The organism is Pseudomonas sp. B6002, assembly GCF_013385985.1.
In the GTDB taxonomy this organism is placed as follows: Bacteria; Pseudomonadota; Gammaproteobacteria; order Pseudomonadales; family Pseudomonadaceae; genus Aquipseudomonas.
On the sequence record NZ_JACAOY010000016.1, the window covers coordinates 88,471 to 109,482 of the forward strand.

Sequence of the window (21,012 nt, forward strand, 5' to 3'; positions counted from 1 at the left end):
ATACACCTGTCGGCCACGGAAATTAACGCCGGCCGAGCAGGCCGACCCACTGCACCAACAGCGCTTCAAGCAACAGCACGCGGTTGAGGTTGGCCTTGCCCAGGACTTTCTGGCGCTGGGCGAGGATCCAGTCCTGGATGGCCAGCACCTTGTCCTGGGCGCTCTTCTGGGCCAGGTACTGCACCACCTTGCGCATGTCCGGCAGGCCCAGCCCGCTTTCGTCCTGGGTCAACTGGTAGCGCAGGATCAGGCTCGACCAGTCGCAAAACCAGTCGAACAGCAGCAACAACGGGATGTCCTTCCAGGCGCCTTCGGCCAGTTGGGTCGCGGACTGTTCCTGCTTGAGCAGCTTCTTGACGCCGTCCACCACCAGGGCACGTTGTTCACGCACACCTTGGGCCTGAAGCTTCACGGCAGCCAGCGGCGAACCTGCGGCCAGGGTCAACAGCTCGACGCGTTCATCTTCGGAACAGTCCGGCAGCGCCTTCGCCAGCCATTGCAAGCTCATGGCCTCGCTGGGCAGCGGGCACGCCTGCTGCACGCAACGGCTGCGGATCGTCGGCAGCAGACGGCTCGATTGGTGGCTGACCAGCAGCAACACGGTATCGCCGGACGGCTCTTCCAGACTCTTGAGCAGGGCGTTGGCGGCGTTGATGTTCATCGCTTCCACCGGTTCGATCAGCACAACCTTGCGCCCGCCCATCTGCGCGGTTTGCACCACGAAGCTGACGAGATCGCGCACCTGATCGACCTTGATGGCCTTGTCGGCTTCTTCAGGTTCCAGCAGGTAGTTGTCCGGGTGGCTGCCGGCCTTGAGCAGCAGGCACGACTTACACTCGCCGCAGGCTTCCAGATTGACCGGTTTCTGGCAGAGCAGGCTGGCCATGAGGCGCTCGGCCAGGTCGCGCTTGCCAATACCGATGGGGCCATGCAGCAAGTAGGCGTGGGCGTGCTGGGCACGGCCGGCCAATTGCTGCCAGAGACCTTCCTGCCACGGGTAGGCTTCAGCCACGGGCACGCTCCAGCAGTGTGGGCAACAGGGCGTCGATGGCGTGCTGCACCTGGGCCAGCGGTTGGGCGGCATCCAGCAGGTAGTAGCGCGCAGGCTCGGCCGCAGCACGCTTGAGGAACGCGGTGCGTACTGCGTCAAAGAACGCCTGGCCTTCCAGCTCGAAACGGTCCAGGCGACCCCGGGCGCTGGCGCGGGCCAGGCCGACTTCAACCGGCAAGTCGAACACCAGGGTCAGGTCCGGGCGCAGGTCGCCTTGAACGAAGGTTTCAAGCGTGGCGATGCGTTCCAGGGACAGACCCCGGCCACCGCCCTGATAGGCATAGGTAGAGTCGGTGAACCGATCACAGATCACCACGGCACCACGCGCCAGGGCTGGGCGAATCACCTCGGCCAGGTGCTGGGCACGGGCAGCGAACACCAACAGCAGTTCGGTGTCCGGGTTCATCTGCTCTTCACCCGGCGCCAGCAGCACCTCGCGGATACGCTCGGCTAGCGGCGTGCCGCCGGGCTCGCGGGTCAGCACCACTTCGATACCTTCGGCACGCAAGCGCTCGGCGAGGTAATCGCGGTTGGTGCTTTTGCCAGCGCCTTCGGGGCCTTCCAGGGTAATAAACAAGCCAGTCACAGGCAGTCCTTAGTCAGAATTATTGCGGGCTTTGCGGCGCAGCAGTGTCCGGCGCAGGCTCGGCCGACGGTTCAACCGGCGCTGGCGCAGGCACATCGGCCGCTGGCGTTGCGTCTTGCGCAGGCTTCACCGCCGGTGCAGGGCTGGAGCGGTAGTCGGCACGACGCTTGAGCTGGAACTCGCGCACGGCGGCATTATGCGCATCCAGGTCATCGGAAAAAATATGGCTGCCATCGCCACGGGCGACGAAATACAGGCTGCTGCCCGGCACCGGGTTCAGCGCGGCGTGAATCGCCTCGCGACCGACCATGGCGATGGGTGTCGGCGGCAGGCCGGCCACCATGTAGGTGTTGTAGGGGTTGGCTTCTTTCAGGTGAGCGCGGGTCAACTTGCCGTTGTAGCGCTCACCCAGGCCGTAGATCACGGTCGGGTCGGTCTGCAGCAGCATGCCGATCTTCATGCGCCGCACAAACACCCCGGCAATCTGCCCGCGCTCTTCGGGCACGCCGGTTTCTTTCTCGACCAGGGAAGCCATGATCAGGGCTTGGTAAGGGTCGGTGTACGGCGCATCGGCAGCGCGCTTGCTCCACTCTTGGGCGAGCACATCGTCGAGGCGGTTGTAGGCTTTTTTCAGGAACTCGACATCGGTCATGCCGCGCACAAAACGGTAAGTGTCGGGGAAGAATCGCCCTTCGGGGAACACGCCGGGGTGACCGAGCTTGTCCATCACTTCGCTGTCGGTCAGGCCAGACAGGGTCTGTACGATCTTTTCATGCTTGGCCAGGGCCGAACGCACTTGGCGGAAGTTCCAGCCTTCTACCAGGGTAAGGCTGTATTGCACCACTTCGCCGCGCTGCCACAGGCCAATCAGGCCTTGGGCGGTGAGGCCGGGGGTCATGCGGTATTCGCCGCTGTGCAGTGGCTGGCCGTCAAGATTGAAGCGCCAGTACAGGCGCAACCAGAAGGCGTCATCAAGCACGCCTTCGGCTTCCAGGCGGTTGAAGGTGCCGGTGGGCGTCGCCCCTGCCGGCACGTCGAGCAATTGTTCCTGGGGCAGGTTCAAGGGCTGCTTCAAGGCAGAGTCAAGCTTCCAGGCCGAGAAGCCCAGCAGCAAGCCCGCCGAGACCAGGCCGATCTGCAGCAGTAAAACCAGTTTTCGTATCAACTCAAATATCCAATAGCGCGCGAACAATGCCCTGCAGTTTACGGGTGAGCGGCCCAACCGGCCAGCTCATCGCAGCGCACTCGCGCACCGGCCAAATGCCATAAACGCTGTTGCACATGAACACTTCATCCGCCTGCTGCAACTGCTCCAGGCTGATGTCGGCCACGGCCACAGGGACTCCCAGGGCATGCGCCTGGGCCAGAATCTCGGCACGCATCACGCCCGCGACGCCACAACGCGTCAGATCGGCGGTTAGTAACAAGCCGTTGCGCACCAGGAACAGGTTGCTGAACACGCCTTCGATGACGCGACCGGACATATCCAGCATCAGGCCTTCGGCATGCTCGGAGTCCTGCCATTCGGCGCGGGCGATCACCTGCTCCAGACGATTGAGGTGCTTGAGACCGGCCAACAGAGGCTGCTCGGCCAAGCGAGTCGCACACGGAAACAGACGGATGCCGTCGGTTCCATGGGCAGGGGAATAGGTGGCGGGCGGACTGCCCTGCACGATGCGGCGCACAGGTGCGCCAGGGTTGACGCCATACCCGCGCAGGCTGTCGCCACGGGTGAGGATCAGCTTGAGCACACCGCTGCCCAGGGCTGCGGCGTAGGCCAGCACTTCAGTGCGAATCAACCCGTGATCCGCAGTGAAGGCGAGGCGCCTGCATCCCTCTTCAAGACGATGCAGGTGGCGGTCGAGCAACACAGGCTGCCCGGCCTTGACGGCGATGGTCTCGAACAGGCCATCGCCATACGCCAGGCCGCGATCTTTCAGGGGCGCGCTGTCCGCTGGCTGACCGTCGACCCAGCTTTGCATCACTCGGCGAACCGGCGGAACACCAGGGAACCGTTGGTGCCACCAAAACCGAACGAGTTGGACAACACCACGTCGATTGGCATCGGCTGGGCTTCGTGCGGCACGAAGTTCAGGTCGCAGCCTTCGTCCGGCTCATCGAGGTTGATGGTCGGCGGGGCGACCTGGTCCTTGATGGCCATGACGCTGAAGATCGCCTCGACCGCGCCCGCCGCACCCAACAGGTGACCGGTCATGGACTTGGTGGAGCTGACCGCCAGCTTGTAGGCATGCTCACCGAACACCGACTTGATGGCCTCGGCTTCCGCCAGGTCGCCCGTTGGGGTCGAGGTGCCATGGGCGTTGATGTACTGAACCTGGTTGGCGTTGACCTTCGCATCGCGCAAGGCGTTGGAGATGCAACGCGCCGCGCCGGCACCGTCGGACGGTGGCGAAGTCATGTGGTAGGCGTCACCGCTCATGCCAAAGCCGATCAGCTCGGCGTAGATCGTGGCACCACGCGCCTTGGCGTGCTCCAGCTCTTCGAGTACCAGGGCGCCGGCACCGTCGGACAACACAAAACCGTCACGGCCTTTGTCCCAAGGGCGGCTGGCGCGGGTCGGTTCGTCGTTGCGGGTCGACAGCGCACGGGATGCGCCGAAGCCCCCCATGCCCAGGCCGCAGGCCGCCATCTCGGCGCCACCGGCGATCATCACGTCGGCTTCGTCATAGGCGATGTTGCGCGCCGCCATGCCGATGCAGTGCGTGCCGGTGGTGCACGCGGTGGCGATGGCGTAGTTAGGTCCCTGTGCGCCCAAGTGGATCGACAGGAAACCGGAAATCATGTTGATGATCGAGCCCGGTACGAAGAACGGCGAAATTCGACGGGGGCCGGAATCATGCAGCGTGCGGCTGGTTTCTTCGATATTGGTCAGACCGCCAATACCCGAACCCATGGCCACGCCGATGCGGTCACGGTTGGCGTCGGTGACTTCCAGGCCAGCGTTACGCACTGCCTGAAAACCGGCTGCCAGGCCGTACTGAATGAACAGGTCGAGTTTGCGGGATTCCTTGACCGAGAGATATTCCTCGACATTGAAACCCTTTACCGAGCCGCCAAAACGGGTGGAATAGGCAGAAAGGTCCGTGTGTTCGATCAGACCAATACCACTGTGGCCAGCCAGAATGCCCTGCCAACTGCTCGGCACATCCGTACCCAGTGGCGACAACATACCCATACCGGTGACTACGACGCGTCTACGCGACACAGCACTCTCCTTTTTCTAATGACGACACTTTGCTATAGAGCTAAAGAAAAAACCGCACGCTGTAACAGCAGTGCGGTTTTTCCCAACAGCAAGCGACGACTAAAAACTATTACGCCTGGTGGCTAGTAACGTAGTCGATAGCAGCTTGAACAGTAGTGATTTTTTCAGCTTCTTCGTCCGGGATTTCGGTCTCGAATTCCTCTTCCAGAGCCATCACCAGCTCAACGGTGTCAAGGGAATCGGCACCCAGGTCTTCTACGAAGGAAGCAGTGTTGACCACTTCTTCTTCTTTAACGCCCAGTTGCTCGGCGACGATTTTCTTGACGCGCTCTTCGATGGTGCTCATACCTTGTTTAACTCCTAATGGACAAATTCAGGCAGCTGGCCAGTGGGTAAGTGTATAGAAAGCCATTTCAGCTTTTCAACTGAAAGCTTCACCCTGTACCCGGTCGGCCACCTGCCTATAAATTAAGTTGCAGCTTTATAACGGATTTTAGACAGCTCGTATGACATTTTTTTGAAGCGATCCGTCACAATTTAACTCATGTACATCCCGCCGTTAACCGGGATTGTAGCCCCAGTCACGTATGCCGCACCGTCGGACGCCAGGAAAGTGACCACATTCGCGATCTCTTGAGCCTGGCCCAGACGGCCCAGCGGAATCTGCGTCAGCAAGGCTTCACGCTGTGCTTCCGGCAGTTCACGGGTCATATCGGTGTCGATGAACCCTGGGGCCACCGAGTTGACCGTAATCGACCGCGAACCGACTTCACGCGCCAGTGCACGGCTGAAACCTTCCAGACCTGCCTTGGCGGCTGCGTAGTTTACTTGGCCTGCGTTGCCCATGGCACCCACTACAGAGCCAATATTGATAATTCGGCCCCAACGCGCCTTGGTCATGCCGCGCAAAACACCCTTGGACAAGCGAAACAGACTGTTCAAGTTGGTATCGACCACGTCGTACCACTCGTCGTCTTTCATGCGCATCATCAGGTTGTCGCGGGTGATACCGGCGTTATTCACCAGAATCGCCGGCGCGCCGAACTGTGCAGTGATCTCGGCCAGTACGGCAGCCACGGACTCATCGCTGGTCACGTTCAACTCGAGGCCGGTGCCTTGCACGCCGTTTTCCTTCAGGGTCGCGGCGATACGCTCGGCGCCCGAGGCGGAAGTGGCGGTACCGATCACAACGGCACCCTGACGGCCCAGTTCCAGGGCGATCGCCTGGCCAATGCCACGGCTTGCGCCGGTAACCAGTGCAACTTTACCTTGCAGACTCATGCAGGCTTCTCCTAAGTTCGGGGTTTCAGGCCAGTGCCGCGCGGGCGGCAGCGAAGGCATCCGGGGTGTTGAGGTTGGCAGTCGACACGCCATCGGCGCAGCGCTTGTTCAGGCCGGCCAGGACTTTGCCCGGGCCGCACTCAACCAGTTCAGTCGCACCGTTAGCGGCCAGGGTTTGCACTGACTCAACCCAGCGTACCGGCTTGTAGAGCTGCTCCAGCAGGTCGCGCTTGAGGGTGTCGAGGTCGGCGGCAACGGCCGCGCTGACGTTCTGCACCAGCGGGATCTGCGGCGCCTGCCAGTTGATGGCGGCGATGGACTCGGCAAAGCGCTCGGCTGCCGGGCGCATCAGCTCGCAGTGGGACGGCACGCTCACCGGCAACGGCAATGCGCGCTTGGCACCACGGGCCTTGCAGCCTTCGATGGCGCGATCGACCGCAGCCTTGGCACCGGCGATCACCACCTGGCCAGGGGAGTTGAAGTTCACCGCGCTGACCACTTCGCCCTGAGCCGCTTCGGCACAGGCTTCGATCACGACAGCGTCGTCCAGCCCCAGGATAGCGGCCATGCCGCCCTGCCCGGCCGGAACGGCTTCTTGCATCAGTTGACCGCGACGCTCGACCAGCTTGACCGCCTCACCGAGGGTCAGGCTGCCAGCCGCCACCAGGGCACTGTATTCGCCCAGGCTGTGACCGGCGACGAATGCAGGGCGCGCACCACCTTCAGCCAGCCACAGACGCCACAGGGCGACCGAAGCGGTCAGGATGGCCGGCTGGGTTTTGTCGGTTTGATTGAGTTGCTCTTCCGGCCCCTGCTGGGTCAGTGCCCACAGGTCGTAACCCAGGGCGTCGGAAGCTTCCTTGAAGGTGTCCAGGATCAGCGGGTACTGCGCGCCCAGCTCGGCCAACATGCCGAGGGACTGCGAACCCTGCCCTGGAAAGACGAATGCGAGGGATGTAGACATGTAACAAGCCCCTAATGATCTGGTCGTCAAAAATGCGCACTCCTACGGTGGGAGCGCACGAAACTGACAGATTGGATGGTCAATTGAACTGGCCGGTCACATTTAAGCACTCCCGGGCCGATTCGCCTAAGGCAACAGGTCCTCGAGACGGCCGTGCAAGCGTTGCGGCAGGTTTTCCTGGATCTCGATCAGGGCGCGCGCAATCGCACTCTGAAAGCCCTCCACACCTGCCGAACCGTGGCTTTTTATCACAATGCCCTGCAGCCCCAGAAAACTCGCACCGTTGTGCCGCGCAGGCGCCAAGTCAGCCTGCAAGCGACGCATCAAGGGCATCGCCAGGGCGCCCACCACACGAGAAGCGAGGTTCTGCTTGAACAGCGCCTCGATGCGCGTGGCGATCATCGTCGCCAGGCCTTCGCTGGACTTGAGCAGGATATTGCCGACGAACCCGTCGCACACCACCACATCCGCCTCGCCCCGGTATAAACCGTCACCCTCGACAAAGCCGATGTAGTTCAAACCCCGCGCACCTTGCAGCAAGGTGGCGGCCAGCTTGACCTGCTGATTGCCCTTGATGTCCTCGGTGCCGATATTCAGCAGGGCCACACGAGGCCGGGCAACACCCAGCGCCTCGGCGGCCACCGAGCCCATCACCGCGAACTGGAACAGGTGCTCGGCGCTGCAATCGACATTCGCGCCCAGGTCCAGCAACTGGCAGTAGCCCTTTTGCGTCGGAATCGCCGCCACCATGGCCGGGCGATCAATCCCCGGCAGTGTCTTGAGCACATGCCGCGACAGTGCCATCAAGGCCCCGGTATTGCCGGCGCTGACACAGGCTTGCACCTTGCCATCACGCAGCAGCTCCAGCGCCACCCGCATTGAAGAGTCGGGCTTGCCACGCAGGGCCGCCGCCGGCTTTTCATCCATGCCGATGGTTTCGCTGGCCGGCGTAATCGTCAGGCGCGCGCGATCCACCGCCGGATGGCTGGCAATCAGTTCTTCAAGGAGGGAGGGTTGACCGACGAGGGTCAGGTGCAGCGAGGGCGTTGCAGACAGGCTGGCAATGCAGGCCTGAACAATGCTGCGGGGACCGAAGTCCCCGCCCATTGCGTCAATCGCGATGACTAGAGCAGACAAGTGATTACTCGTCAGCGCCCTTGTCGATCACTTTACGGCCACGGTATACGCCTTCTGGCGATACGTGGTGACGCAGGTGAACTTCACCGGTGGTCTTTTCTACGGACAGGGTGCTTGCCTCGAGAGCGTCGTGCGAACGGCGCATGTCACGGGCGGAGCGGGATTTTTTGTTCTGCTGAACAGCCATAATTGATTAACTCCTAAACGTTTGGGTCACGCTTTAACTGCGCCAATACACTGAACGGGTTGGACCGCGTTACCTCGTCCTCGCTCGGTTCGGGCTCGTCATCGAGGCCCGCCGGCTGCTGGCATTCTTCCGGATGATGAGCAGGCACAATGGGCAAGGCGAGCAGAAGCTCCTCCTCGATCAGTGCATGCAGATCCAAAGGATCTTCGCCCAGTTCCAGCACGTCATAACCTTTCGGCAACGACTGGGTATTCGCACCCTCCTTCACCACAGCATAACTGCATTCGCTATGGATCGGCAGGGTGACCAGCTCAAGACAACGCTGGCAAACCATTTTGACTTCGGTGTCGATAAAGCTGTGGATTACCACAGACTTACGTTCATCTCGTTCAAAAACGAATTTGGCCTGCACCGTACCGACAGTGTCGGAAAGCGGGTCGCAGAGTCTCTCCAAATCGGCCAGCAGCAATTCACCTTGAAGGGAAGTGCCACGATCAGCCAATTTGCGCGGGTCAACGTGAGGTGGAATCGGGTCATTCAACATAGGCGCAGCATTATAGGGATGCACCCGGCCATGTCAAAGGAAATTCAGCCCTGTGCGTCAGCCGGTCGCCCCGCTAGAATCCCCGGCTGCCTTGAGGAGACGCCCATGCTGCCTTTATTACTCGCATCCAGCTCGGTTTATCGCCGGGAATTGCTGAGCCGCCTGCACCTGCCGTTCATCTGCAGCTCGCCGGATATCGACGAAAGCCATCGTGCAAATGAGTCTGCCGTGGAGCTGGTCAAGCGCCTGGCCGAACACAAAGCCCGCGCCCTCGCCGCCAGCCATCCAGGCCATCTGATCATCGGCTCCGATCAAGTGGCAGCGTTGGAAGGCCGCATTATCGGCAAGCCGCACACTTTTGAAAACGCCCGGGATCAGCTACTGGCCGCGAGCGGCAAGCGGGTCAGCTTCCTGACCGGCCTGGCACTCCTCAACACCGAGACCGGACGCTGTCAGGTGGATTGCGTGCCTTTTACCGTGCACATGCGCGAGCTGGACGCTGAACGGATCGAGCGCTACCTGCGGATCGAGCAGCCGTATGACTGCGCAGGCAGTTTCAAGGCCGAGGGGTTGGGCGTGAGCCTGTTCCAGAGCACGGAGGGGCCAGATGCCACCAGCCTGATCGGGCTGCCGCTTATCCGCCTAGTGGACATGCTACTCATCGAAGGCGTGCAAATCCCTTAAGCCCACCCCAAAAACAACTGTAGGAGCTGGCTTGCCAGCGATGGCGGTGGTTCAGCCAATATAAATGTCGACTGGACCACCGCTATCGCCAGCAAGCCGGCTCCTACAGTTGAATCGGTGCGCCTGTTAGATCAGCGCAGGGTCGGTCCCTGGAAGCCCATATACAAGGCGAGCTTCTCTGCCACGCTGGCGCCCAGCTTCTTGGAGAAGCGATCAAACGGCGATTCCTGAACGGTGAAATCCACCAGTTCTTTCTCGCCAATCACATCCCGCGCCACCGAGCTGGCACTGCCCAGGCCATCGATCAGCCCCAGCGGCAAGGCCTGTTCGCCCGACCACACCAACCCGGAGAACAGCTCCGGATGGTCCTTGTCCTTCAAACGATCCCCACGCCCCTGCTTCACGCTGGCAATGAACTGACGATGGGTCGTGTCGAGCACGCCCTGCCAGAACTGGGTCTCATCGGCCTTTTGCGGCTGGAACGGGTCAAGAAACGACTTGTGCTCGCCCGACGTGTAGGTGCGACGCTCCACCCCCAGCTTCTCCATGGTGCCGACAAACCCGTAACCGGCCGCCGTCACACCAATGGAGCCCACCAGGCTGGCCTTGTCGGCATAGATCTGGTCTGCGGCGCTGGCAATGTAATAGGCACCGGAGGCGCCCAGGTCGGAAATCACGGCATACAGCTTGATGTCCGGGTGCAAGGCGCGCAGACGACGAATCTCGTCATACACATAACCCGACTGCACAGGGCTACCGCCCGGGCTGTTGATACGCAGGATCACGCCCTTGACCTTGGAGTCTTCGAACGCGGCACGCAGGCTGCTGACAATATTGTCGGCACTGGCGGATTCCTTGTCGGCAATCACGCCCCGCACTTCGATCAGCGCGGTGTAATTGGCGCTGCGAGTCGCACTTTTCTCCATGTCCACCAGCGGGCTGAACAATGCCAGCATTCCCAGCAGGTACACAAAGGTCAGCAACTTGAAAAAGATCCCCCAACGCCGCGAACGACGCTGTTCCTGGACGCTGGCCAGGAGGGTTTTCTCCAGCAGCTTCCAGCTTTTGTCATCACTGCTTTCAGCCTTTTCGGGCGCCTTCCACTCGTCACTCATGCCATTAACCCCAGCAAAGACTTATCGGGCCCGGCTGAGCCAGGCCTGCAATTCGGAAAAATGATTGATCGTCAGGCGCGGCTCGTACTGCTCAAGCGCCTCGGCGGACTGGGCGCCGTAGCTGACGGCGACGCTGTCCATGCCCGCATTGCGCGCCATCATCAGGTCGAAGGAGGCATCGCCCACCATCAGCGCCTGGCGCGGCGACACGCCGCAATGGGCCAGGATCTGCTCCAGCATCAGAGGGTGAGGCTTGCTGGCAGTTTCATCGGCGGCGCGAGTGATATCAAAATAATCCTCCCAGCCATGCGCCTTTAGCACGCGATCCAGCCCGCGACGGGCCTTGCCGGTGGCGACTGCCAAGTGATAACCCTCCGCGCGGAAGGCTTCCAAAGACGCCCTGACCCCCTCGAACAGGGGCGAAGGCGTAGCCTCCAGCGCGATGTAGTGATCAGCATAGTGCTCGCGGAACGCGATGAGCTCGGCATCACTGATCTCGGGGTACAAGGTGCGAATCGCCTCGGGCAACCCCAGGCCGATGATGCCCTTGACCGCCAGATCAGTGCACAACGCGTAGCCCGAGCGGGCCGACGCGGCATGCATGGATTCAACAATCCGGCCAATGGAGTCGGCCAAGGTGCCGTCCCAATCGAAAATCAGCAGCTTGTAATCAAGGTGCGACACTCAAACGCTCCACGGTCTTGGCCCACATCTCATCGACCGGCGCCTGCAGCTTCAATTCTCCACCGTCGGGCAGCGGCACGGTGAGCATGTAGGCATGCAGGAACAGGCGCTTGCCGCCCAGGTCGCGAATTTCCTTGGAGAAGTCCTCGTCGCCGTATTTGGTATCGCCGGCGATGCAGTGGCCAGCATGCAGGGTGTGCACGCGAATCTGGTGGGTACGCCCGGTCACCGGCTTGGCCTCGACCATGGTGGCGAAGTCACCGAAGCGGCGCAGCACCTTGAACAGAGTCAGGGCTTCTTTGCCCTCCTCGTCCACTTCCACCATGCGCTCACCGGAACGCAGGTTGCTCTTCTGCAACGGCGCGCGGACGCTCTTGATGGAGCTGGCCCAGTTGCCACGCACCAGCGCCATGTAGCGCTTGTCCACGCCATCGCCCCGCAGGGCGGTGTGCAGGTGGCGCAACATGCTGCGCTTTTTGGCAATCATCAGCAGGCCGGAGGTGTCGCGGTCCAGGCGATGGACCAACTCCAGCTCCTTGGCGTCCGGGCGCAGTTGACGGAAAGCTTCGATCACGCCGAAGTTCAGGCCGCTGCCGCCGTGAACCGCAATGCCGCAAGGCTTGTTGATCACGATCAGCTTGTTGTCTTCGAAGACAATCGAGGCTTCCAGGCGTTGCAGCAGGCCCTGGGCCAGCGGCACAGGCTCGTCGCGTTCCGGTACGCGAACCGGCGGCACACGGACGATATCGCCCGCCTGCAACTTGTACTCGGGCTTGATCCGGCCCTTGTTCACGCGCACTTCACCTTTACGCAAGATGCGGTAAATCAAGGTCTTGGGCACGCCTTTGAGCCTGGCCAGGAGAAAATTGTCGATGCGTTGGCCGGCATATTCCGGCGAGACCTCGAGCAGCTGAACGCTGGGGGTCTGGGGGTCGGGAGTCGTCATGGCGGCGATGATAACAATTTTTTATGGAATTGAAGCACTTAATCATTGCTGCTATAGTCGCGAACGCCGCCAAAAGCGGCCTGGCCAGAGGACATGCGGCAAACTGCCGGCCCTGACCATCGCAATTCATCAGGACGCGAGGCCGTCCTACGGGGTTTTCGCCACCCTGGAAGGCTCCAGATTGTAACGAGCGCAGGTGACATGAGGCCTGAAGCGAGTGCAGAAAGCAGAGTGAATACTCGCGTTCTGCGCCGATATTTACGGCCAGTTCACAAAGTGCAGTCAGTCTTGAGCCAGACCACGGCGAATGCTTCGGAAACAACGCCTGTTAAGAGCTGAGTGAGAGCGCAACCGCCCACACCTAGTCTTGTTTAGCCATGAGCGTGGACTCCCCATTGGAGAACACGGTAAATGCCAACCCGCTGCGGATTCTGCGCGCGGCAGCACCCGAATTATCAGGGATACGTGTAGGGTGGAGATGCACAACCGTCGGACCGTGTAGCACTAGGCTTATATTTAGACGCTTCATCTCGTCCACAGTCGCCGGTTGATTCCTCCTCCTGACCTTAGCTTTTGTTGAAGTGGCGCCTGTGGCGCCGCAGCAGACAAGCAGGACGCGTCCGTCGCGCCTTTGCCCCCTCTGGGCAGATGTCGCTGGACACTGGAGTGGCCAACCACTCTTGACGCACCTGACACCGACCGTGAGAAGTCGTGTGTGCCGAACGCCGTTTCCGGCAGCCCGGAAACCGACGGTACAACATGAAAAGAATGCTGATTAACGCGACTCAACCCGAAGAGTTGCGTGTTGCACTGGTAGATGGCCAGCGCCTCTACGACCTGGACATCGAATCCGGTGCACGCGAGCAAAAGAAGGCCAACATCTATAAAGGCCGTATTACTCGCATCGAACCAAGCCTTGAGGCTGCCTTTGTCGATTTCGGCTCCGAGCGCCACGGCTTCCTGCCCCTCAAAGAAATCTCCCGCGAATACTTCAAGAAAGCTCCCGAAGGCCGCGTGAACATCAAGGACGTCCTGAGCGAAGGCCAGGAAGTCATCGTCCAGGTCGAAAAAGAAGAACGTGGCAACAAGGGCGCCGCCCTGACCACCTTCATCAGCCTGGCTGGCCGTTACCTGGTCCTGATGCCGAACAACCCACGTGCCGGCGGCATTTCCCGTCGCATCGAAGGCGAAGAGCGCAACGAACTGCGTGAAGCGCTGAACGGCCTGATCGCACCGGCCGACATGGGCCTGATCGTTCGCACTGCCGGCCTTGGCCGCAGCAGCGAAGAAATGCAGTGGGACCTCGACTACCTGCTGCAACTGTGGACCGCCATCAAGGAAGCGTCCCTGGATCGCTCCGCGCCGTTCCTGATCTACCAGGAAAGCAACGTCATCATCCGCGCCATCCGCGATTACCTGCGCCAGGACATCGGCGAAGTGCTGATCGACAGCGTTGAAGCCCAGGACGAAGCCCTGACCTTCATCCGCCAGGTGATGCCGCAGTACGCCAGCAAGATCAAGCTGTACGAAGACAGCGTGCCGCTGTTCAACCGTTTCCAGATCGAAAGCCAGATCGAGACCGCCTTCCAGCGCGTGGTCGAACTGCCTTCCGGTGGCTCCATCGTGATCGACCCGACCGAAGCCCTGGTGTCCATCGACATCAACTCGGCGCGTGCGACCAAAGGCAGCGACATCGAAGAAACCGCCCTGCAGACCAACCTGGAAGCGGCTGAAGAAATCGCCCGCCAGCTGCGCCTGCGTGACATCGGCGGCCTGATCGTGATCGACTTCATCGACATGACCCCGGCCAAGAACCAGCGCGCCGTGGAAGAGAAAGTCCGCGAATGCCTGGAAGCTGACCGTGCCCGCGTGCAAGTCGGCCGCATCTCGCGCTTCGGCCTGCTGGAAATGTCCCGTCAGCGCCTGCGTCCATCCCTGGGCGAGAGCAGCGGCATCGTCTGCCCGCGTTGCAACGGCACCGGCATCATCCGTGACGTTGAGTCGCTGTCCCTGGCGATCCTGCGCCTGATCGAAGAAGAAGCCCTGAAAGACCGCACCGCTGAAGTCCGCGCCCAAGTGCCGATTCCGGTTGCCGCCTTCCTGCTCAACGAAAAACGCAACTCGATCACCAAGATCGAACTGCGCACCCGTGCCCGCATCGTCATCCTGCCGAACGATCACCTCGAGACGCCGCACTTCGAAGTGCAGCGCCTGCGTGATGACAGCCCGGAAGCCCACAACAACCAGTCCAGCTACGAAATCGCTGCTGCCGCTGCCGAAGTGGAAGAAGTCCAGCCAGCCGCTGCTACCCGCACCCTGGTTCGCCAGGAAGCCGCGGTCAAGACAGCGCCGGCCCGTGCCAACGCTCCGGTGCCAACCGAAGCCGCTGCTCCAGTTGCCGCACCGGCCGCCCTGCCTGAGCCGAGCCTGTTCAAGGGCCTGGTGAAGTCGCTGGTCAGCCTGTTCGCCACCAAGGAAGAGCCAGCTGCACCGGTTGTGGTTGAAAAACCAGCTGCCGAGCGCCCTGCACGCAACGAAGAACGTCGCAACGGTCGCCAGCAGAGCCGTAACCGCAACGGTCGCCGTGACGAAGAACGCAAGCCGCGCGAAGAGCGTGCCCCACGTGAAGAACGCGCACCGCGTGAAGAACGTGCACCTCGCGAAGCCCGTGAAGACACCCCGGCCGTAGCCCGTGAAGAACGTGCACCGCGTGAAGAGCGCGCACCGCGCACACCACGTGCTCCGCGTGAAGATCGCAAGCCACGTGGCGAGCGTGAAGAACGCGTGCGTGAACTGCGCGAACCGCTGGATGCTGCCCCAGCCGTTGCCGGTGCTGCCGTTGTTGCCGAAGAACGCCCGGCTCGCCAGCCGCGTGAAGAACGTGCGCCACGTGAAGAGCGTCAACCACGTGCCCCGCGTGAAGAACGCCAGCCACGTGCAGAGCAAGCCGCTGCCGCCAGTGAAGAAGAAGTACTGACCGGCGAAGAGCAACTGCAGGAAGACGGTCAGGAAGGCGCCGAAGGCGATCGTCCGCGCCGCCGCTCCCGTGGCCAGCGTCGTCGCAGCAACCGTCGTGAGCGTCAACGTGATGCCAACGGCAACGTGATCGAAGGCTCGGAAGAAGCCGGCGAGAACGCTGAAGGCACCACCCAGGAGCCAACAGGCGCCGAACTGGCTGCCGGCCTGGCCGTCACTGCTGCCGTTGCCAGCTCGGTCATCAGCGCACCTGCTGAAGCCCAGGCTCACGAGCAGGCTGAACGCGCCACTGCGGCCGTTGAAGACACCGCTGTTGTTGAAGCACCTGTTGCCGAGGCTCCAGCAGCCGAAGCGCCCGTGGTTGAAGCACCCGTAGTCGAAACGCCAGTGGTTGAAGTGCCTGCGGTAGAAGCCCCGGTTGTCGAGGCCACTACCCCGATCGAAGCGCCGGTTGTTCCGGAAGTGGAAGTTGCCCCGGTTCAAGAAACCCTGCCAGAAGTTGAAGTGGCAGCGGTTGAGCCTGCGCCGGTCGTTGAACCACAGCCAGTGGTTGAAGCCGCTCCAGAAGTGCGTGAAGTTCGCGAAGAACAGACCGCCTTCCAATGGACTGCCGAACCCGCCACTCCGGTTGAAGCGCCAGCGCCTGCTCCAGTGGTTGAAGAAGCGCCAGCACCGGTTGCCGAAGTCGTGGTTGCCGAGCCAGCCCCAATGGTTGAACCAGCACCGGCTGTTGAGCCTGCTCCAGTGGTTGAAGCCCCAGTGGTTGCCGAAGTGGCAGCCCCGGTGGTCGAAGCCGCCCCGGCCAGCGCCCTGACCGAAAACGGCCGCGCGCCGAACGACCCACGTGAAGTGCGTCGTCGTCGCAAGGAAGCCGAGGCCGCCGCAGCCGCCGCTGCTGCACTGGAAGCAGAACACGAGAGCAAACCTCTCGCCTGAGTCCAGCCGTAACTGAAAAGCCCCGCCTGAGTGATCAGGCGGGGCTTTTTATTGGCTGCGCGTATACAACCCCCAATATCCACTGTAGGAGCCCGGCTTGCCGGCTATGAGGCCCTTGAGCCATGCGACATATCCGGGGGCGCCATCGCCGGCAAGCCGGGCTCCTACAGGGTCGGGGACAATTCAGGACCTGGAGGGCAGTTCAGGAGGTGGGGTGTAGCTCAGGAGGGAGGGCAAGTCGACATCCCACAACACACCAGGATCATCCACCAGGATCTCCCTGACAGCGCCAGCGGCAAACAGCGACCTAGCGCCGCGATCACCCGCCAACGCCCTCAACCCTGGCCCGAACCCATGACCAAACGCCACGGGGTGACCATACTGCCCCGCCTGCACCGGGACGTGGATGCTATCCGCTTGCAGCCTCTCGACCACCTGCTCGATAGTCGACGACTGAATGAACGGCATGTCCCCCAAGACCACCAGCCAACCGTCAGCCGAACCACTGGCCGCCACCGCTGCAGCGATGCTCTCGCCCATGCCGGCCGAGTGCAGCAGCAAAACCTCACAGCCATAGGCCTTGGCCAGTCGAATCACTTCCGTACGCTCAGGCGAGGTCACCAACAGACGCCGTGCCACGCGCGCAGGCAAATTCGCCAGCACCTGCTCGATGACCGCTCGCGTTACGCCATCCCGGCCCGTGCAATCGGCCAGCAATTTATCCTTATCCGCCCCCGCTTCAGTGCGAAAACGCCTGCCCTGCCCTGCCGCCAGCACAATCGCCGTGACTGTCACTCGGCCAGCACCGACAGCGGTTTTTTCTGCACCGCCGCCACGCCATTCTTGATCGCGACAATTTCCGCCATCAGCGACAAAGCGATTTCCGCCGGGGTGTGGCTGCCGATATACACGCCGATCGGCCCGTGCAGGCGCGCAATCGCCTCCGCCGACAGGCCGAGCTGCGCCAGGTTTTCCCGACGCTTCTGGCTGTTGACCCGCGACCCCAGCGCGCCAATGTAAAACGCCCTGGAATTCAATGCCGTGAGCAAGGCCATGTCATCCAGGCGCGGGTCATGGGTCAGGCAGACAATGGCAGTGCGTTCATCGGTCTGGATATTCAGCACCGCTTCATCCGGCATACCCGGCACGAAGCGGCCCTGCTGTTCCTCCCAACCGTAGACAAACTCTTCACGCGGGTCACAGATCAGCACGTCGAAGTCCAGCAGGCGCGCCATCTCGGCGACATAACGCGACAGTTGCCCGGCACCGATCAACAACAGGCGCCAGCGAGGGCCATAGATGGCACGCAAGCGTTTGCCGTCAAAGCTCACCACGTCGGTCTTGCTGGCATCGCTCAGGGTGACTTCACCGGTCGCCAGGTCCAGCTCCCGCGCAACGATCTGATGAGCCTCGCAACGCGCCAGCAGCTCAGCCACCCAGGCCCACTCCAACACGCGCTCTTCAGTCAGGCGCAACGTGCCGCCACACGGTAGCCCGAATCGGGCGGCCTCGTCGCGGGTCACGCCGTAGGTCACCAGTTGCACCGGTGGCCCGTCATCCGCCAGCCGACCGTCCTGCAGGCGCGCAATAAGGTCGTCCTCGATGCAACCGCCCGACACCGAGCCAATCACCACCCCATCACCGCGCAGGGCCAGCATCGCCCCCGGCGGGCGCGGCGCACTGCCCCAGGTCTGCACCACGCTGTACAGCACCACCTGTTGCCCGGCGCGGCGCCACTCCAGCACGCTGCGCAAGACATTCAGATCCACGCTGTCCATCAGGCCTTCGCCTCTTGCCAGCCCTGCAACTGGTAACGTACCGGCAGGTTGCGGATACGCTTGCCGGTGGCGGCAAAGATCGCATTGCACAGCGCCGGCGCAATCGGCGGCACGCCGGGCTCACCAACGCCGCCCAACGGCACCTCGCCTTTGGGCGTCACCAAGTGCACCGCCACTTCCTTGGGCGCCAGCGACATGCGCGCCACCTCGTACATATGGAAGTTGTCCTGCTGGACCTTGCCATCCTTGAAGCTGATCTCGCCCAGCACCGCGTTGCCCAGACCCATCACACACGCGCCTTCAAACTGCGAGCGGATGCGCTCCGGGTTGATCTGCGGGCCGCAATCCACGGCAATATCGGCCTTGTGCACGATCAGCGTGCCATCGCCCTTGACCTCAACCTCGATCACGGCCGCCACGTACGTCACAAAGCTGTAGTGCACCGCCAAGCCCAGGCCACGCCCCTTGGGCAACGTGCGCCCCCAGCCGGCAGCCTTGGCCGCGGTTTCCAGCACGCCGCGCAGGCGTGCGGTGTCGATCGGGTAGCGCTCGGGGGATTCGCCGTAGTTCCACTCATCGCTCAGGGTCTTGGGATCGATCTGACGGTCCGGCCCGAGCAACTTGAGCTGGTACTGCAGCGGATCCTGGCCAGCCTTGTGGGCCAACTCATCGACAAAGCTCTGGATCGCAAACCCGTGAGGGATGTTCGACACCGAACGGTACCAGCCGACGCGGGTGTGGGCCGCCGCTTCGGGGTTTTCCAGGCGCACATTGGGAATCGCGTAGGCCATGTTGGTAAAGCCCATGCCCAGCTCAAAGGCCGCCTCGTGGTTCATGCCCGGCGCGAACAATGCCGTGATGCTCGGCGCCACGGTGCGGTGCAGCCAGGCCGAAGGCAGGCCATCCTTGTTCAGGCCGGCCTTGAGGTACTCGGCCGACACGGTGTGGAAGTACGAGTTGTGGATGTCATCTTCGCGGGTCCATTGCACCCGCACAGCCTTGCCCGGAAATTCCTTGGCCAGAACAGCGGCTTCGATGATGAAGTCAGGCTTGGATTTGCGCCCGAAGCCACCACCCAGCAAGGTCACGTTGAAGGTCACGTTATCGAACGGCAGCCCAAGGCGCTCGGCGATGCGCTCGCGGGTCACCTGCGGCGCCTGGCTGGGGCCCCAAGCCTGGCACTCACCTTTGTCGAAGCGCGCAATGGCGACCATCGGCTCCATTGGCGATTGCGACAGGTGCGGCAGGTAGTAGGCGGCTTCCAGGGTGCTGTCGGCCTCGCCCATGGCCTGGTCGAGGGTGCCGGTGTTGCGCACCACTTTGCCCGGCTTCAAGGCAGCGGCTTCCAGCTCCTTGCGATAGTCGATGGAGTTGTAGCCGGCATTCACGCCGTCGTCCCAGACAATGCTCAGCGCCTCCCGGCCCTTGATCGCGGCCCAGGTGTTGCTGGCCACCACGGCCACACCGCCGAGGGGTTGGAACTCGGAGGGCAAGGGGCGGCTTTCGATTTCCAGCACCTTGATCACACCCGGCACCTTCAAGGCCGCCGAGGCATCGAAGGATTTCACCTTGCCGCCATACACTTTAGGCCGTGCGATGGTGGCGTAGAGCATGCCGTCGAAATGCACGTCCGCGCCGTAGACTGCGCGCCCGTTGACGATGTCGGCGCCGTCGATGGCCTTGACGCCTTCCTTGCCGATATAACGGAATTCCGACGCTGGCTTGAGGCGCAAGCTGTCACGGGCAGGTACCGCCAGCGCACCGGCGGTGGCGGCCAATTCGCCGTAACCCAGCTCACGGCCGCTTGGCTGGTGAATCACTTTATGCAACTGCGCCCGGCATTCAGCCAGCGGCACTTTCCACTGATCGGCAGCCGCTTGTTCAAGCATCGCCCGAACGCTGGCGCCGCAGCGACGCATCGGCTCATACCAGTGGCGCATGCTGCGCGAGCCGTCGGTGTCCTGGTTGCCGTAGCGCACTTCGTCGCCCGGCGCCTGCTGGACTTTCACGTGCGCCCAATCGGCTTCCATTTCATCGGCCACCACCAGGCTCAGACTGGTGCGCACGCCCTGGCCCATCTCCGAACGGTTGCACACCACGGTCACTGTGCCGTCGGTGGCGATGCTGACGTACACCTTGGGGTCATCGATCAGCCCGTTGGGCATGGCGTCGCCGCCGTATTTCTTCACGGCATCGGCGGCGAATGCATCGGGCAGGCCCCAACTGGCAGCTATCACCAGTGCGCCGGTAGCGCCCACACCTTTGAGGAAGCCACGTCGGCTGAGGTTATTCAGCACGAAATCAGCAGGTAACTGGCTCATGCCTTGGCCCCCTGCAGGTGGGTCGATGCCTGGCGGATCGCGGTCTTGATACGGTTGTAGGTGCCGCAACGGCAAATGTTGCCGACCATCGCCTCTTCGATCTGCTCATCGCTGGGGTTCGGGTTGGTTTTCAGCAAGGCGGTAGCCGACATGATCTGCCCGCCCTGGCAGTAGCCGCACTGGGCCACGGCGGTGTCCAGCCAGGCTTGCTGCACCACCTGGCCGATGGGATCGGTGTGCAGGTTGTCGATGGTGCTGATGGCTTGGCCTTTGACCGAGCCGATCGGGGTGATGCAACTGCGTGCCGGTGATCCGTCGATGTGAATGGTGCAGGCGCCGCACAGGCCCATGCCGCAGCCGAACTTGGTGCCGTTGTAGCCCGCCACGTCGCGAATCGCCCACAGCAGCGGCATATCCTCGGTGACATCCAGTTGATGGTCTTGACCGTTGAGTTTCAGGGTAATCATGGGCACGCCCGCCTATTCACACTGCGTTGAGGGGCGAGCCATCTGGCGCAAAAGGTCTTGCTGGTTCGGTGCGCGCAGATCGGCTCAGGCTGAGGAGGCTCTCTTGTGAAGACGGGTCTTCACCGGGCC

The 21,012-nt window shown here is 62.2% G+C and carries 20 protein-coding genes; 2 read left to right on the plus strand and 18 right to left on the minus strand.

Annotation, left to right across the window (positions count from 1 at the left end; all coding sequences use genetic code 11):
* Window positions 1-22: 22 nt before the first annotated feature.
* From HX792_RS21135 to HX792_RS21185, 11 genes are all read right to left on the minus strand, one after another.
* On the minus strand, window positions 23-1,012 hold the full coding sequence (locus HX792_RS21135; RefSeq protein WP_176997921.1) for a DNA polymerase III subunit delta': 990 nt from the start codon (window positions 1,010-1,012) through the stop codon (window positions 23-25).
* Window positions 1,005-1,637 (minus strand): dTMP kinase, encoded by a 633-nt coding sequence (gene tmk / locus HX792_RS21140; RefSeq protein WP_095017293.1) that lies wholly within the window; start codon window positions 1,635-1,637, stop codon window positions 1,005-1,007. Before tmk ends, HX792_RS21135 begins: the two co-directional genes overlap by 8 nt.
* Before the next feature lie 19 nt (window positions 1,638-1,656).
* Window positions 1,657-2,802: an endolytic transglycosylase MltG gene (mltG, locus tag HX792_RS21145; RefSeq protein WP_176997922.1), complete on the minus strand. Its 1,146-nt coding sequence runs from the start codon at window positions 2,800-2,802 to the stop codon at window positions 1,657-1,659.
* A gap of 1 nt (window position 2,803) precedes the next feature.
* Window positions 2,804-3,619 carry an aminodeoxychorismate lyase gene (gene pabC, locus HX792_RS21150; RefSeq protein ID WP_176997923.1) on the minus strand — a complete coding sequence of 272 codons (816 nt, stop codon included), beginning with the start codon at window positions 3,617-3,619 and terminating at the stop codon, window positions 2,804-2,806.
* Window positions 3,619-4,863, minus strand: a complete 1,245-nt coding sequence (gene fabF, locus HX792_RS21155) for a beta-ketoacyl-ACP synthase II (protein WP_176997924.1) — start codon at window positions 4,861-4,863, stop codon at window positions 3,619-3,621. Before fabF ends, pabC begins: the two co-directional genes overlap by 1 nt.
* 109 nt (window positions 4,864-4,972) lie before the next feature.
* Entirely contained in the window at window positions 4,973-5,209 is a 237-nt protein-coding gene (gene acpP, locus HX792_RS21160; protein WP_003175607.1) for an acyl carrier protein, read from the minus strand.
* A gap of 191 nt (window positions 5,210-5,400) precedes the next feature.
* Window positions 5,401-6,144: a 3-oxoacyl-ACP reductase FabG gene (gene fabG / locus HX792_RS21165; protein WP_015885432.1), complete on the minus strand. Its 744-nt coding sequence runs from the start codon at window positions 6,142-6,144 to the stop codon at window positions 5,401-5,403.
* Window positions 6,145-6,169: 25 nt separating this feature from the next.
* Complete coding sequence (gene fabD, locus HX792_RS21170) at window positions 6,170-7,108, minus strand: ACP S-malonyltransferase (RefSeq protein WP_176997925.1); 939 nt, start codon at window positions 7,106-7,108, stop codon at window positions 6,170-6,172.
* A gap of 126 nt (window positions 7,109-7,234) precedes the next feature.
* The gene (gene plsX, locus HX792_RS21175; RefSeq protein WP_176997926.1) at window positions 7,235-8,245 is read right to left on the minus strand and encodes a phosphate acyltransferase PlsX; all 1,011 of its coding nucleotides are present in this window, start codon (window positions 8,243-8,245) and stop codon (window positions 7,235-7,237) included.
* Window positions 8,246-8,249: 4 nt separating this feature from the next.
* Window positions 8,250-8,432: a 50S ribosomal protein L32 gene (rpmF, locus tag HX792_RS21180; protein ID WP_003179396.1), complete on the minus strand. Its 183-nt coding sequence runs from the start codon at window positions 8,430-8,432 to the stop codon at window positions 8,250-8,252.
* Window positions 8,433-8,445: 13 nt separating this feature from the next.
* Complete coding sequence (locus tag HX792_RS21185) at window positions 8,446-8,976, minus strand: YceD family protein (protein WP_010566563.1); 531 nt, start codon at window positions 8,974-8,976, stop codon at window positions 8,446-8,448.
* Between the two features lie 105 nt (window positions 8,977-9,081).
* Between HX792_RS21185 and HX792_RS21190 the strand changes: the two genes are divergently transcribed.
* Window positions 9,082-9,660, plus strand: coding sequence for a nucleoside triphosphate pyrophosphatase (locus tag HX792_RS21190; RefSeq protein ID WP_176997927.1), 579 nt, complete (start codon window positions 9,082-9,084; stop codon window positions 9,658-9,660).
* Between the two features lie 131 nt (window positions 9,661-9,791).
* Here the strand turns inward: HX792_RS21190 and HX792_RS21195 are convergent, their stop codons facing one another.
* From HX792_RS21195 to rluC, 3 genes are read right to left on the minus strand one after another with little or no spacing between them, the layout of a single operon-like run.
* Window positions 9,792-10,775 (minus strand): S49 family peptidase, encoded by a 984-nt coding sequence (locus HX792_RS21195; protein WP_176997928.1) that lies wholly within the window; start codon window positions 10,773-10,775, stop codon window positions 9,792-9,794.
* 21 nt (window positions 10,776-10,796) lie between these two features.
* A complete protein-coding gene (locus HX792_RS21200; RefSeq protein ID WP_176997929.1) occupies window positions 10,797-11,459 on the minus strand; it encodes an HAD-IA family hydrolase in 663 nt (220 codons plus the stop codon).
* Window positions 11,446-12,405 carry a 23S rRNA pseudouridine(955/2504/2580) synthase RluC gene (rluC, locus tag HX792_RS21205; RefSeq protein WP_016973682.1) on the minus strand — a complete coding sequence of 320 codons (960 nt, stop codon included), beginning with the start codon at window positions 12,403-12,405 and terminating at the stop codon, window positions 11,446-11,448. Before rluC ends, HX792_RS21200 begins: the two co-directional genes overlap by 14 nt.
* Before the next feature lie 759 nt (window positions 12,406-13,164).
* Between rluC and rne the strand changes: the two genes are divergently transcribed.
* Window positions 13,165-16,317 (plus strand): ribonuclease E, encoded by a 3,153-nt coding sequence (gene rne / locus HX792_RS21210; RefSeq protein WP_218172741.1) that lies wholly within the window; start codon window positions 13,165-13,167, stop codon window positions 16,315-16,317.
* 183 nt (window positions 16,318-16,500) lie between these two features.
* Here rne and HX792_RS21215 read toward each other — a convergent pair whose 3' ends face one another.
* The 4 genes from HX792_RS21215 to HX792_RS21230 are packed head-to-tail and all read right to left on the minus strand — an operon-like array spanning window position 16,501 to window position 20,883.
* Complete coding sequence (locus tag HX792_RS21215) at window positions 16,501-17,112, minus strand: nucleotidyltransferase family protein (RefSeq protein ID WP_176997930.1); 612 nt, start codon at window positions 17,110-17,112, stop codon at window positions 16,501-16,503.
* On the minus strand, window positions 17,109-18,095 hold the full coding sequence (locus HX792_RS21220; RefSeq protein ID WP_176997931.1) for an XdhC family protein: 987 nt from the start codon (window positions 18,093-18,095) through the stop codon (window positions 17,109-17,111). The genes HX792_RS21215 and HX792_RS21220 overlap by 4 nt, the downstream gene beginning before the upstream one ends.
* Window positions 18,095-20,416 (minus strand): xanthine dehydrogenase family protein molybdopterin-binding subunit, encoded by a 2,322-nt coding sequence (locus HX792_RS21225; protein WP_176997932.1) that lies wholly within the window; start codon window positions 20,414-20,416, stop codon window positions 18,095-18,097. Before HX792_RS21225 ends, HX792_RS21220 begins: the two co-directional genes overlap by 1 nt.
* Window positions 20,413-20,883, minus strand: a complete 471-nt coding sequence (locus HX792_RS21230; protein WP_176997933.1) for a (2Fe-2S)-binding protein — start codon at window positions 20,881-20,883, stop codon at window positions 20,413-20,415. Before HX792_RS21230 ends, HX792_RS21225 begins: the two co-directional genes overlap by 4 nt.
* Window positions 20,884-21,012: the final 129 nt, after the last annotated feature.